General features: G+C 66.8%; 13 protein-coding genes. 6 read left to right on the plus strand and 7 right to left on the minus strand.

Translation table 11 applies throughout. The annotated features are described in order from the left end of the window. Positions 1-44 precede the first annotated feature (44 nt). Entirely contained in the window at positions 45-932 is an 888-nt protein-coding gene (locus tag VMT65_RS32595; protein ID WP_326312456.1) for a helix-turn-helix domain-containing protein, read from the plus strand. Positions 933-1,060: 128 nt separating this feature from the next. On the opposite strand, the gene VMT65_RS32600 is transcribed toward VMT65_RS32595, so the two are convergent. From VMT65_RS32600 to VMT65_RS32610, 3 genes are all read right to left on the minus strand, one after another. Then, positions 1,061-1,309, minus strand: coding sequence for a hypothetical protein (locus VMT65_RS32600; protein WP_157390198.1), 249 nt, complete (start codon positions 1,307-1,309; stop codon positions 1,061-1,063). 358 nt (positions 1,310-1,667) lie between these two features. Further along, positions 1,668-1,913 (minus strand): hypothetical protein, encoded by a 246-nt coding sequence (locus VMT65_RS32605; protein ID WP_326312458.1) that lies wholly within the window; start codon positions 1,911-1,913, stop codon positions 1,668-1,670. A gap of 87 nt (positions 1,914-2,000) precedes the next feature. After that, a complete protein-coding gene (locus VMT65_RS32610) occupies positions 2,001-2,615 on the minus strand; it encodes a hypothetical protein (RefSeq protein WP_326312460.1) in 615 nt (204 codons plus the stop codon). Positions 2,616-2,744: 129 nt separating this feature from the next. Between VMT65_RS32610 and VMT65_RS32615 the strand changes: the two genes are divergently transcribed. Next, positions 2,745-3,578: an acyl-CoA thioesterase domain-containing protein gene (locus VMT65_RS32615; protein WP_326312462.1), complete on the plus strand. Its 834-nt coding sequence runs from the start codon at positions 2,745-2,747 to the stop codon at positions 3,576-3,578. Between the two features lie 128 nt (positions 3,579-3,706). Continuing rightward, positions 3,707-5,131: a lipase family protein gene (locus VMT65_RS32620; RefSeq protein ID WP_326312464.1), complete on the plus strand. Its 1,425-nt coding sequence runs from the start codon at positions 3,707-3,709 to the stop codon at positions 5,129-5,131. Positions 5,132-5,232: 101 nt separating this feature from the next. Here VMT65_RS32620 and VMT65_RS32625 read toward each other — a convergent pair whose 3' ends face one another. Beyond that, on the minus strand, positions 5,233-6,783 hold the full coding sequence (locus VMT65_RS32625; RefSeq protein WP_326312466.1) for an acyl-CoA carboxylase subunit beta: 1,551 nt from the start codon (positions 6,781-6,783) through the stop codon (positions 5,233-5,235). A 331-nt stretch (positions 6,784-7,114) separates the two neighbouring features. Between VMT65_RS32625 and VMT65_RS32630 the strand changes: the two genes are divergently transcribed. Then, positions 7,115-8,482 (plus strand): ABC1 kinase family protein, encoded by a 1,368-nt coding sequence (locus VMT65_RS32630; protein WP_326312627.1) that lies wholly within the window; start codon positions 7,115-7,117, stop codon positions 8,480-8,482. Between the two features lie 119 nt (positions 8,483-8,601). Beyond that, the gene (locus VMT65_RS32635; protein ID WP_326312467.1) at positions 8,602-8,952 is read left to right on the plus strand and encodes a hypothetical protein; all 351 of its coding nucleotides are present in this window, start codon (positions 8,602-8,604) and stop codon (positions 8,950-8,952) included. Positions 8,953-8,992: 40 nt separating this feature from the next. Here VMT65_RS32635 and VMT65_RS32640 read toward each other — a convergent pair whose 3' ends face one another. After that, entirely contained in the window at positions 8,993-9,229 is a 237-nt protein-coding gene (locus VMT65_RS32640; RefSeq protein WP_326312469.1) for a hypothetical protein, read from the minus strand. Positions 9,230-9,487: 258 nt separating this feature from the next. Here VMT65_RS32640 and VMT65_RS32645 point away from each other — a divergent pair, with 258 nt between their 5' ends. Continuing rightward, on the plus strand, positions 9,488-9,919 hold the full coding sequence (locus VMT65_RS32645) for a hypothetical protein (protein WP_326312471.1): 432 nt from the start codon (positions 9,488-9,490) through the stop codon (positions 9,917-9,919). Between the two features lie 36 nt (positions 9,920-9,955). Here the strand turns inward: VMT65_RS32645 and VMT65_RS32650 are convergent, their stop codons facing one another. Together VMT65_RS32650 and VMT65_RS32655 are read right to left on the minus strand one after the other, a co-directional pair. Then, positions 9,956-11,128, minus strand: coding sequence for a mandelate racemase/muconate lactonizing enzyme family protein (locus VMT65_RS32650; RefSeq protein WP_326312472.1), 1,173 nt, complete (start codon positions 11,126-11,128; stop codon positions 9,956-9,958). Between the two features lie 10 nt (positions 11,129-11,138). Beyond that, positions 11,139-12,725 carry a cation:dicarboxylate symporter family transporter gene (locus VMT65_RS32655; protein ID WP_326312473.1) on the minus strand — a complete coding sequence of 529 codons (1,587 nt, stop codon included), beginning with the start codon at positions 12,723-12,725 and terminating at the stop codon, positions 11,139-11,141. Positions 12,726-12,736 lie beyond the last annotated feature (11 nt).

Here is a 12,736-nt window from a genome sequence, read left to right on the forward strand (position 1 = left end):
TTGTGAGTCCACTGACGGCAAACCCGAGCATCGGAGTGGACCCCATGATCGCAGAACCCGTTGCCCACGATCGGGCGGATTCCGCTGTCGCCGAACGTGGCCCGACTGCACTGCGTATCGCGGTCGGCAGCCAACTACGGAAGCTGAGGGAACTCAGCGGTATTACGCGGGAAGCCGCGGGTGAACACATCCGCGGGTCCCATGCCAAGATCAGTCGCCTGGAACTCGGTCGAACCGGATTCAAGGAACGGGATATTCGGGATCTCTTGTCGCTGTACGGCGTTAAGGAACCCGGAGAGGTCGAGCAGTTCCTGGATCTGGTTCGCAAGGCGAACCAACCGGGATGGTGGCATCGCTACAGCGATCTGCTGCCACCCTGGTTCGAAACCTATCTCGGTCTCGAGCACGCGGCGAAATCCATTCGCACCTATGAGGGGCAGCTGGTTCCGGGGTTGCTGCAAACCCCCGACTACGCCCGCTCGGTCGTTGCCCTCGGGCACGACGCGGATGGAGAGCGCCGCGTCTCGCTGCGCCGACGCCGCCAGGAGCTACTCACCCGCGATGACGCGCCCAGCTTCTGGGCCGTGCTCGACGAGGCGGTGCTGCATCGCCCCGTGGGCGGGCCGGGCGTCTTACGCGGCCAGATCGAGCATCTCATCGAGATGTCCAAGCGGCCGAACGTCACCATCCAGTTGCTGCCGTACGCGGCAGGAGGGCATGCGGCAGCGGGCAGTTCGTTCACCATGCTGCGCTTCGCCGAGGCCGAACTCCCGGACATCGTGTACCTGGAGCAGCTGACGAGCGCGCTGTACCTGGATCGTCGCCAGGATCTGGAGCTCTACCGCCAGGTCATGGATCAGCTGAGCGTCCAGGCGGAGCCGCCGGAGCGGTCCCGCAAAGAGCTGGCGAGGATTGCTGCGGACCTCGACTGAGGTCCGCGGGCGGGCCCCACGTGGGTTCGTTCGCCACTCCCCGAACATGGATAAGGGGCCCCTCTCGGGGCCCCTATCAGCGTGCCGCCCACCGGACGAGTCGGCCTGCGGCACGGCCGGATTCGGTGCTACTGCCTGATGAAACTGGAGGCGATGCGCCAGAACGCCTCCGGTTGCATGCTGTGCAGATCCCAGTCGTTCACCATGGCGTGCGCCGTGGTGACGATCCGCTCGATGTCGAAATCGTACCGAGTGGCCGCTCCAGTGGATTCGACCTGGCGGATGACGAAAGCGGTTGCCGTCTCACGGGAATAGGTTTGCTCCGGCTGACTTCTGTCGGCAAACCCGAGTCGGCTGAGGTTGATTGGCTGGTTCATTCGAACGCCCCTGACGCCAGGCCGACGGCTAACCGTGGGCGAAGAATCGCCGGTGATTCACCGCTCGGCTCTCTGGTTGTCCCCTATTAGTGGTGCCTTGCACGACGAGTCTATGACCGTGCATTGCGCAGATGCAAGTACATCTGCAACATCGAATTCCCAGCACCGGGGCTGTTTTTGGGATGCTATGAGTTTGCGAAACGAGGGTTGGCAAAAGGTTGCAATCGGCCCCGAGCAGGCGTGTCTAGGTAGTTCCGATCGAAAGTTCCGGGGCGACCGGACTGTTCCGCTTTATCCAGAAATTTGCGGAAGATCAAACACGCCCGAAACGAAGATCGAATAGTGTCCGACGGGCCCGTCAACCCCGCCCCTGACGGGCCGAGTCCCGCCACTTGGCCGCCTTCACCCGCCGATGCTCGATGATCATGAGGCCGATTCCGAAACGCAGGCACAGCACACTCGCGATCGCGCACAGACCGGTCCAGGTCGGCGACCCGTAGCCGACCGCGGTCAAAGTCAAAGCGATCGCGACAATTCCGGCGGCGGCCAGAATCGGACCGGGCAGATTGCGGGTGTCATCGCAGGCGTTCGGAACGGCAGGCATCATCGCGATCCCTTTCTCCGGGGAATGCGGAACGGGGGATTCCAGAACTCGCGTAACGGTTGGATACCCGACCGCGTTTCGCGCGAATCACACTGCTGTAGAGCCGTGTTCACAGCGGCCGTCAGTGATGCCCAGATCGTCCAGGAGGCCGAGAAACGCGCGGGCATAGGGTGAGGCCGCGGTTTCGGCCCGTACGCGCCCCCAATCGACCTGTGCGCGCAATTCCCTGGCGATGTGCAGCAGCCGGGTGAAATCCAGTCGATGCGGATCGGCGATGGTGAGCTCGTCCACCAGGAAGTCGGCGACGGTGACCACGGGTGCGGTGTCGGATCCGATGGGCAGCCGCTCGGCGCGGGCGAGCAGTTCGTCGGTGACGGCACGGAAGTTGGGCCGGAACACCAGATCGACGCGAATATCGTGGTCGTAGAGCGTGGTCCGCTCGGCGTCGGCGATCGGCAGCGGCGGCCGCAACCCGGCCGCCTCCAGCGCGCTGAGCCCGCGCGCCAGATCGGCGGGCCGCACCAGCACATCGACCTCGGAGTGCACCTCGGCGGCCGGGCCGCCGCGCGCGTACATGGCGTAGTCGCCGGTGAGCGCGCAGGGAATCTCGTTGTCCCGCAGGATGTGCACGGTGCGGGTGACGGTGTCGAGGAGCCGGTCGAGGGTGCGGACCATATCGATGGCGTACCCGAGGGGGCGCACCCGCTAACCCCGGGCTTGTCCAGCGGGGTCACGGTCCGGCCAGCGGACCCTGAATTGAAACGGGTTTCAGCGGTGTGTTAGCTCTGGAAACAGTGGATTGATCAACCAGAGTGGACGGGAGCCGGTGCCGTGGTGGAAGTGCCCGCGTATTTCGACGAGGTGGACGGCGGTTTCTACCCGACCTCGTTCGCGGCCAGTCAGTGGTCCTCGGCCCAGGTGGTCGGCCCGGCGCTGACCGGACTGCTGGCCCGCGAGCTCGAACGCGCGCACGCCACCGACGGCTTCGTCCCGGTCCGGCTGACCGTGGATCTGTTCAGCGCGGCCCGTTTCGCCCACACCACCACCCCGACCACGCGGGTGCGCGACGGCAAACGGATTCGCGTGGCGGACGTGAGCGTGGTCCAGGACGGTCGGGTGGCCGCGCGGGCCTCGGCGGTCTTGCTGCAACCCGCCGAGCAGCCGCCGGGTGAGCTGTGGCGGCGTGAGCGCGAGCCGCAGCCGCCGTCGCTGGAACTCGCCCCGGCCTCGCCGCTGCCGCAGGTGCCGCTGTTCAACAGCGATGAGAATTCCCCGGTCTGGAGCTCGGTGCCCACCGAGCACGAGAACAACCACCGGAAGCGCACCTGGCAGAACCCGATTCGCGTGATCACCGGCGAGGAGCTCACCCCGTTCGTGCGGGTGTCGGTGGTGGCCGAGGCGACCAGCATGATGACCAACTGGGGCGACAAGGGGATCGGCTTCATCAATACCGATATGACGCTGGGCCTGTCGCGCCTGCCCACCGGCACCGAGATCGGGGTCGAGGCCGACAGCCACTTCAGCGAACACGGCATGGCCGTGGGCGTGGCCACCCTGTTCGACCGGACCGGATCCTTCGGCAGCTGCATGGTGACCTCGGTATCGAATGCCGGGCGGCAGATCAGCAATGCCCAACTCGACATGGTGATGCGTCAACGGCGGTGAAAACGCGCCGTCGGAGCGCTGGCCGGTCTCGATGTGGCGTCGAACCGACGTGTCTCCCGGACGGAACCGGTCGGTCGTCGTAGGCTCGGGCCCGCGAGAGATGAGGAGCTACCCGTACCGCCGACTCAGTGATCCGTGGGGGTGTTGTGCTGCGTTGCCTGCGAAATATCGCCGGTGCCTTGATGATCGGATGCTGCACGATCGTCGGTTTCGGGGCCGCACCGGCATTCGCACAGCCACCCGCCGACATCTCGGGGCAGATTCCGCCCGGTCCGCCGGGCTTCTCCCTCTATGACATCCAGCGCTGGATCGATCAGCTGATTCCCGCGCCGCCGCTCGCGCCCGCACCCGCCGACTCGCCCCTGGTCGACACCGTGGACCTGCCACCGCAATTGGCGGCACTGCGCTCGGCGGCCATGCCCGAGGCCATCGGTGACTCCTTCGTCGACGACTGGCCCGAGCGGCTCGAGGGCTACGATCTCGGCGGCATCGTCGCCGTCCGGGACGTGAGCGCCACCGCCGCACTGCCGCTCATCCTGCCGGTGCGGCAGGTGCTGCAGCTGAAGTACCGCACCAACGACTCTCACGACGCGCCCTCCTACGGCGTCGCCACCCTGGTACTGCCGCTGGGCAATTGGACCGGACCGGGGGAGCGGCCGGTGGTGGTGAACAACCTGCCCATCGACGCGCTGGGCCGCGACTGCAACCCCAGTTACACCATGGCGCACGGCTTTTCGCGGGCCGCGAACTTCACCGGGTACATCCTGCCCACCACCCAGCTGGCCCTGCTGCGCGGCTACGCGGTGCTCATCCCGGACCACGAGGGCCCGCGCATGGCCTACGCCGACCCCATCGTGGCCGGGCACCTGGTCCTGGATGCCATTCGCGCGGTGCGCTATCAGCTGCCGGATGAGTTGCGCGACAGCAAGTTCGGCATGATCGGCTATTCCGGCGGAGCCATCGCCACCAATGGCGCGGTCAAGCTCATGAGCGAGTACGCCCCCGAACTGTCCGACGCGGTGGTCGGCGCGGCCATGGGCGGGGTACCCGCGGACTTCAGCCTGCTGGCGCACAGCATGAACGCCAACCTGGCGTCGGGGGTGTTCCTGGGCGCGGTCTTCGGCATCGGCCGCGAGCGGCCCGAAATCCTGGCCCGCATGAACCACGCCGCGCAGTGGGCGGCGGCGTCGAAACTCAACAGCCAGTGCGGCGAGGTGTTCGCGATCCCGGGCCTGCTACAACTGCCCATCGACCTCGCGGCCAATATCCCCGACCCGCTCAATAGCGATCTGGCCCAGGAGATCTACCGGGTCACCCGCATGGACGGCAAGAAATCGCCGGTGCCGCTGTACATCTACAACGGCGAGCAGGAATTCTGGGTCCCCGCCATCGGGGCCAAGAACCTCTACCGGGAACAGTGCTCGCTGGGCGTGAAGGCGGTGTACCGCAGCGTCTTCGGCGAACACTTCATCGCCGCCTTCACCGGCTACCCCGAATCCCTCGTCTGGCTGGACCAGCGATTACAGGGCGTGCCCGCGCCCAACGAATGCTGAACGCGGGCAACCGGTTCCGTCTGCCCGCAGAAGGGGCTCGAGGAAGCCCTACTGCTCGTGAAAGGGGTTTCAGGGGAAGCCCCTGAGAGCTCGAGAGTTGGCTAGATCGGGAACAGGTTGTGCTTGCGCGGGTTGTGCTTGCGCACGGCGTCCTTGTCGCGCAGCAGGCGCAGCGCCTTGCGAATCTCGAGCCGCGTGCTGGAGGGCTCGATCACCCCGTCGATGTAGCCGCGCTCGGCCGCCACCCACGGGTTGTCGATGAGCGCGTTGTAGAAGTCCACCATCTGCTGCCGTACGGCCGCCCGCTGTTCGGGCGGGGTGGCGGCGAGGGTCTTCTTGCCGGTGACGGTCACCATGCCCTCCGCGCCGATGACGGCGATCCGCGCGGTCGGCCACGCGAAGTTGATGTCGACGCCGAGCTCCTTGCAGCCCATGACCGCGTAGCCGCCGCCGTACGCCTTGCGGGTCACGATGGTGACGATCGGGACCGTGGCCTCGATGAGCGCGCGGAACATGCGGCCGCCGCGCTTGATGACGCCGTTGCGCTCTTCCTCGAGACCCGGCAGCACGCCGGGGGTGTCGACGACGTAGACGAGCGGAATGTTGAAGGCGTCGCAGAGCCGGATGAAGTACGCGCCCTTGTCCGAGCAGGCCGCGTCCAGCGCCCCGCCCAACACCATCGGCTGATTGGCGATGACACCGACCGGCCGGCCGTCGACGCGGGCGAAGCCGGTGATGAGGTTCTGCGCGGCCGCTTCCTGGATCTCGAAGAACGCGCCGTCGTCGAAGATGCGCAGCAGCACCTCGTGCATGTCGTAGCCCTGCCGATCGGAATCCGGGATGATCCGGTCCAATTCGCGATCGGAGTCGGTGATCTCGGGCTCGAGGCCCGGGTTCACGATGGGCGGCTGTTCCAGGCAGCTGCTGGGCAGGTAGCTCAGGTACTCGCGGGCCCACTCCAGCGCGTCGCGCTCGGTCTTGGCCACGTGATGCAGCAGGCCGTTGCGGGCCTGCACGGCCGCGCCGCCGAGCTCCTCGGCGCTGATATCCTCGCCGGTGATGCCCTTGATGACGTCGGGACCGGTCACGAACATGTACGAGTCGTCGGTGGCGACCAGCACGTCCATGTTCACGGGCCCGTACACCGAACCCGCGGCGCACTTGCCGAACATGACCGCGACCATCGGCACGTATCCCGACAGATCCTCCTGCAGGCGGCACATGGTGGCGTACCAGGCCAGCGCGGTGACGCCCTCCTGAATGCGCGCGCCGCCGGAGTCGTTGATCACGACCACCGGGCACGCGTTCTTGTAGGCGAATTCCATGGCGATGCGGACGCGGCGACCGAAGGTCTCACCGACCGAACCGCCCTGCACGCCGGAATCGTGGGAGATCACCACGACCGGGCGGCCGTCGATGCGGCCGTGACCGGTGACCACGCCGTCGCCGTAGAGGGCGTTGGGTTGACCGGGCGAGCGCATGAGCGCGCCCAATTCGACGAAGCTGTTCGGGTCCACCAGCATGTTCACCCGTTCTCGGGCGCTGGCGACGCCTTTGGCGAGTCGCTTCTGGATGCCCTTCTCACCGGTGGGTTCTTCGGCGATCTCCAGAAGCTTGCGCAGTTCCGCCAGCTTTTCCGCTGTACCCGTCATTACCTCGGTCTTGCCTTTCCGCCAACATCAGGTCGGGCTCGATCGCGCCCGCGTCGAGCCGGGTCGCGGCTCGACCGCCCACGGTACCGTGCGTGTCCGGTTCCGAACCACCGAACGCCCGGGTAACCTGCCCCCGCCCGTATGGGGTGAATGGTCGCTTACCTCGGGATGTGCTGCCCGCTCGCCCGCGGCGCGGGCGCTCGACCCTCCATCGTGGAAACACCGGCCCGTGTTTCGCGGGATCCTTCTGCACTTTTTCCGCGACCCTCGGCCCGCCCATGACGCGAAGGTGCACACAGTCAGCGATACACTGCGCCCCGTGAGCTCACCTATGACAGTGCGAGCGGGGACGCCCGAGGTGATCCGACCCGACCTCGACACCTTCGGGTTCTCCGAGTGGCGGCGGACCGCCATCGTGGGTGCGGTACTGGGCGGTTCGGTCATGAGCAGTGTGGTGCGCAGCGGGCTGCGCCCGTCCAAGCGCAAGCGCGCCGCGGCCGAGGGCGTGGTGAACGGTTTCGAGGCGCTGGGCCCGATGTTCGTCAAGCTGGGTCAGCTCATCGCCTCCTCACCGGGCGCGTTCCCGCGGGAATTGGCCGACGCCTGCCTGCGCTGCCTCGACGATGTGCCGCCCTTCCCGGCCGCGGACGCGCGCGCGATCATCGAGGCCGATCTGGGCAAGCCGATCTCGGAGCTGTTCCGCGAGTTCGACGACGAGCCGCTCTCGGCGGCCTCCATCGCCCAGGTGCACGCGTGCGTGCTGGCCGACGGCCGCCCCGCGGTGGTGAAGGTGCAGCGGCCCGAGATCGCCCGGCGCATGATCGTGGATCTGCGCGCGGCCATGCGGCTGGCCCGCACCCTCGAGAAGCGTTCGGAGAACGCGCGCGTCGCCAATGCCCAAGCGGTGGTGCGTGATCTGTACGAGGCGACGGTCGCCGAATTGAACTTCCTCATCGAGGCCGACAATCAGACTCGCGCGCGCGAGCACCTCGCGGCCTTCGGTGACAACACCAATGTCGCTGTGCCCGAAGTGTATTGGGACTACTGCGCGCCGCGGGTGCTGTGCATGGAGCGCATGCGCGGCATGCCGCTGGACCGCTTCGACGATATCCGCAAGGCGCATCCGGAACCGGAGCTGCTCATTCGCCGTCTGGTCAAGGCGTGGATGGAATCCGTTGCGGTGCACGGTCTTTTCCACGGCGACGTGCATGCGGGCAACCTATGGCTGCTCGACGACGGCCGGGTGGCCATGCTCGATTTCGGCATTGTCGGGCGCATGGAGAACGAGTGGCGCGAGTTCGTGCGCGCGCTGTTCTACGCCAGCTCCATCGACAACGACTTCCGTCCGGTGGCGCGCGCCCTGCGCAAGCTGGATCTGGTATCCGACGACAGCGGTGACGACGCCACGATCGGCCGCCAGCTCGCGGTCGCGCTGGGCCCGGTGCTCTCGGGCAGCCTCGACAAGCTCGATCTCGGGGTGGTCTCGGCCCGCCTGCTCGAATTCGGCAAGCGCCGCGGCGCGTCCGGGCCGCAGCAGCTGATCCTGATGGGCAAGCAGCTCGGCTACTTCGAGCGCTACGCGGTGGCGCTGGCGCCCGGCTGGAAGCTCGGCCGCGACCTGTACCTGTTCCGCAATATCTTCCCCGCCGAGGTGGCCGCCAAGGCCGCCGCCGAGGGCGTCACCCTGCCCGTCGACTGACACCGCGCTGTCGACCGCCGCGAAGCCTGAGAGAACGGCCAGGAAACCCTCAGGCTTCGACCAGATTCGCCCGGCACTGTGGATGGAGAACAGTGTCGGGCGAATGTGTGAGGTGTGGAATGGTCGAATTGGACGTCACCGGTACCACCGTGACGGTGCATGTCACCGGAGCTCATCGCATTCTCGCGCTGCGCGAGCATGTCGGCTTCGATCTGTCGCAGGTCAAGCGCATCGCGCCGGCGCCGGTGGATCTGCGCCCGCCGTGGGTGCGGGCGCCGGGCACGTTCTTCCCGGGCGTGATCGCCGCGGGCATCTTCCGGGGTAAGGGCCGCAAGGAATTCTGGGATACGCGCTTCGACGGGCACGGTGTCCTGATCGACCTGGCGGGTTCGGATCTCACCCGCCTGGTCGTCGATGTCTCGGATCCTCAGGCCGCGCTGCGCGAGTTATCGTCCGCTCTCGCGGCCTGAGTCTCACCGCATCCGTTCTGGGAGTTAATGGTTCCGATTCTCACGGGGTCGGGCAGAGGAATCCACCGCTGGGCGGCGGCACCGGGACGATCCTTTCGGGGGCGGGGGCTCCGCCGCCACCGCCGCCCGCCGGAGTGGGCGCGTGCGGCGACGCTCCGGGGGCCGCGGGCGGTGCTCCAATTTCGCCGGAGCCCCATGCCGCGGAGGGGTTGAGGGTGAATACGGTGGCACAAACGAACACACCGACTAGCAGGCCGATGGCTTTCTTTCGTGTCATGCGGCGACGGTACAACCGTTTCAATGAAATTCGTGGGATGCGCGTGTCGCCGGGAATGTCGTGACCTGCTGATCAGGTGTACAACAGCGCGAATTCGCTTGTGGCGCAGGCAAACTAATCGGTCGGAAAACTGCGTTTCACTTTATTGTGTTATGTACTGTGCCAGAGCACGTTTCGGTCACGACCGGGCGTGTCTGCGGGGTGTTTGTCCGTTTTTGCTCTTGACTGCCGGTGAGAACTCGACCGGGAGGGAGCGGAATGGCTGCTGGACAGGGTTCCAGGATCGCCGTCGCAACGGCACTTACGCTGGGCGTTTGTGCCGCGGTGACCGCCGAGGCGCCGCTGGGTGCGGGTGCCGGACCGTGCGGCGCGGGACTGGGGGACTATCGCGGGGAATTCACCGCCGCCGAGGACCCCTCGAATGTGCTGAGTTTCGACGGCGCGGGCGGCATCGCCTTTCGCAGCCGCACACTGGGCGCCGGCGAGGGTATTTACGCGACCATTCCCTCGGGCGGATTCACGGCCACGCTGCGCATGAGCAGCAGCGGCACCGACAGCGCTCGGCCGGACAATGCGACCTCGATGGTGAAGAGTGTGACTTTCGCTTGCCCGGCCCCGGGAACGCAGGTCGCGACTTTCAATTCCCTGGATCAGAGCAGTAGGCGTTTCAACTTCATTCGATCGAAGTGAAAGCCCGTGTCCGCTGTGGGACACGGGCTTTCGAGATCAATCGTGCAGCGATCGGAAGACGCTGTAAAGCGCCGCCTTGTCCTCGAATCCGATACCGGGCATGTCCGACAATCGAATTCGACTGTGCTCGATGACGGCGTGGTCGGCGAAGCCGCCGGTGGGCTGGAATTCACCGGGATAGGATTCATTGCCGCCCAGGTGCAATGCCGCGGCGATGTGTAGCGCGAACTGGTGGCCGCCGTGCGGGATGCACCGCCGCGCGGACCACCCCTGCTGCCGCAGGATGTCGTGAATGCGCAGGTACTCCACCAGCCCGTAGCCGAGCACCGGGTCGAACTGGAGGATGTCGCGGTCGGGTCGCATGCCCGCGTAACGGAGCAGGTTGCGGGCGTCCATGCGGGAGAAGAGGTTCTCGCCGGTGGCCAGCGGGCCCGGGTAGCGTTCGGCGAGGGTGGCGTGCAGTGCGAAATCCAGTGGGTCGCCGGGCTCTTCGTACCAGCGCAGCCGGTACGGCGCGAGCGCGCGCCCGTAGTCGAGCGCGGTCTCGAGGTCGAAGCGGCCATTGGCGTCCACGGCCAGCCGTGAGCCGTCACCGCCGAGGACATCCAGCACGGCCTCGACGCGTTTGAGATCCTCGGCCAGATCCGCGCCACCGATCTTCATCTTGACCACGTCGTACCCCTGGTCGAGAAACGCGCGCATCTCGTCCTGGAGTTGAATCAGGCCCTTGCCGGGTGAGTAGTAGCCGCCCGCGGCGTAGACGAAGACGTCCTCGTCGGGCTCGCCGAGGTCGTAGTGCCGGGACAGCCAGCGGTAGAGCGGGAGTCCGGCCAGCTTGGCGGCCAAGTCGTGCAGTGCCATGTCCACGACGCCGACCGCGACCGAGCGTTCGCCGTGCCCGCCCGGTTTCTCGTTGCGGGTCATGACGTCCCAGGCCTTGACCGGATCGATCGCGAGCCCGTCGGCGGTGAGCAAGTGCTCGGGGTCGGCGGCCAGCAGGCGGGGGATGACGCGTCGGCGCAGGATCTCTCCGGCGCTGTAGCGGCCATTGGAGTTGAAGCCGTAGCCGATGACGGGCCGGCCGTCACGTACGACATCGCTGACGACGGCGACGATCGAGCAGTCCATGGCGCTGAAGTCGATGAAGGCATTGCTCATCGACGAGCTGATGGGGACGGTGCCTTCGTGAATGGCGAGAATGCGGGGCACGGAGGTCTCCTCAGAGTTGTTCCGATTGGGGGACAGGGGTTTTGGCGGGCCGCATGCCGATCTCACGGGCCGCGACACCGCGATCGAGCCCGTCGGGTTCGAAACGCGCCACCACGACGGTGGCCACGGCATTGCCGAGCACATTGGTGGCGGCGCGGGCCATGGACAGGAAGCGATCCACCGAAAGCACCAGCGCCAGACCGGCAATCGGCACCAGGGCGGTGGCGGCGACGGTATTGGCGAGGGTGATGAACGCCGAACCGGACACTCCCGCCGTGCCTTTCGACAGCAGCAGGAAGATCGCGAACAGCGTGAGCTGATCGGCCGCGGTCATGGGGACGCCGTAGACCTGCCCGATGAAGATCACGCAGATGGGCACGACCACGGCCACGCCGTCGAGGTTGAAGGAGAATCCGGCGGGGACCACCAGGCCGATCACGCTGCGGCGGCAGCCGACGGTCTCGAGGCGCTCCATGAGCTGGGGGAGTACCGCTTCCGAGGACGCGGTGCCCAGGACCACGAGCAGCTCCCGGCGCAGCACCCGGATCAGCCGCAGCAGCCGGAACCCCGCCAGCCGGGCCACGATGCCGAGCACCAGCAGGATGAACACCACCAGCGCCAGGATCGAGACCAGCACCAGTTTGACCAGGGCCGTGAGGGTTTGGGGCCCGTACTTCCCGACGGTGGCCGCCACCGCGCCGAAGGTGCCGATCGGCGCGAGCAGCATGATGAGCGCGATCATCTTGAAGAAGACGGTGCTCAGCATTGTGCAGGCCCGCGTGATCGGTTCGGAGATCGCCCTCGGCAGTGCCAGCAGCGTGATGGCGAACAGCACCGCGAAGATCAGCACCTGCAGAATCCCGCCGGTGGCGAACGCCCCGACAGCATTGCTGGGCACCAGCTTCGACAGAAACGCACTCAGCGAGGTGTTGTGCTGGTCGGCGCTGATATAGCTGGAAAGCTGATCGGACGCATGCGTGGGTTTGGGCACCCCGGTCCCGGGACGCAGCAGATTCACCACGGCCAGGCCGAGCAGCATGCCGATCGTGGTGACGATCTCGAAGTAGAGCAGAGCCTTCAAGGCCACACGGCCAACGGATTTCAGCTCACCAGCGGTCACGATCCCGGTGACGATGACCAGAAAGACAATCGGCGCAATGACCAACTGCACCAGCGAGATGAAGACATTCGCCAGCGGCTGCAACCCAGCCGCGTAATGCGGTGCGACAACGCCGAACACGGCGGCGACGACGGCGGCAACCAACACTTGCAGACTGGTGCTCGCGATCAACCGCCGCCACCGCGGCTTCGGCACCGCCTGCGCTGCGGTGCCCGACGATGGCACCAAGGTGCCGAAAGGTGGCTTGCCGGGTGGGGCGGTGCCGCTTGGTCGAGTTGTGGTGGCTACGGCCGACTCACCGGTGCTGGGGAGTAACCCGGCGGTGCCGGAGGATGTCTCGGCCTTGCCCGGTCGCGGGTTGGCTGCGCCTGGCGGCGGCTTGGTGGTGCCGGTCGGTGGGGTTGTGGGGGCTTGGGGCTCGGTGGAGCCGGTGGTGGGCTCGGCGGAGGGTTGGTTCGTGGGGCCGAGGGGGTCCATGTCAGTTGCCG

Source organism: Nocardia sp. CDC153 (genome assembly GCF_035818515.1).
Taxonomy (GTDB): Bacteria; Actinomycetota; Actinomycetes; order Mycobacteriales; family Mycobacteriaceae; genus Nocardia.

What these genes read in the sequence shown, in the direction of transcription:
- VMT65_RS32595 (WP_326312456.1), top strand. Translation starts at nt 45, where the DNA reads ATGATCGCAGAACCCGTTGCCCACGATCGGGCGGATTCCGCTGTCGCC.
- VMT65_RS32600 (WP_157390198.1), bottom strand. Translation starts at nt 1,309, where the DNA reads ATGAACCAGCCAATCAACCTCAGCCGACTCGGGTTTGCCGACAGAAGT.
- VMT65_RS32605 (WP_326312458.1), bottom strand. Translation starts at nt 1,913, where the DNA reads ATGCCTGCCGTTCCGAACGCCTGCGATGACACCCGCAATCTGCCCGGT.
- VMT65_RS32625 (WP_326312466.1), bottom strand. Translation starts at nt 6,783, where the DNA reads ATGACGGGTACAGCGGAAAAGCTGGCGGAACTGCGCAAGCTTCTGGAG.
- VMT65_RS32630 (WP_326312627.1), top strand. Translation starts at nt 7,115, where the DNA reads ATGACAGTGCGAGCGGGGACGCCCGAGGTGATCCGACCCGACCTCGAC.
- VMT65_RS32635 (WP_326312467.1), top strand. Translation starts at nt 8,602, where the DNA reads ATGGTCGAATTGGACGTCACCGGTACCACCGTGACGGTGCATGTCACC.
- VMT65_RS32640 (WP_326312469.1), bottom strand. Translation starts at nt 9,229, where the DNA reads ATGACACGAAAGAAAGCCATCGGCCTGCTAGTCGGTGTGTTCGTTTGT.
- VMT65_RS32645 (WP_326312471.1), top strand. Translation starts at nt 9,488, where the DNA reads ATGGCTGCTGGACAGGGTTCCAGGATCGCCGTCGCAACGGCACTTACG.
- VMT65_RS32655 (WP_326312473.1), bottom strand. Translation starts at nt 12,725, where the DNA reads ATGGACCCCCTCGGCCCCACGAACCAACCCTCCGCCGAGCCCACCACC.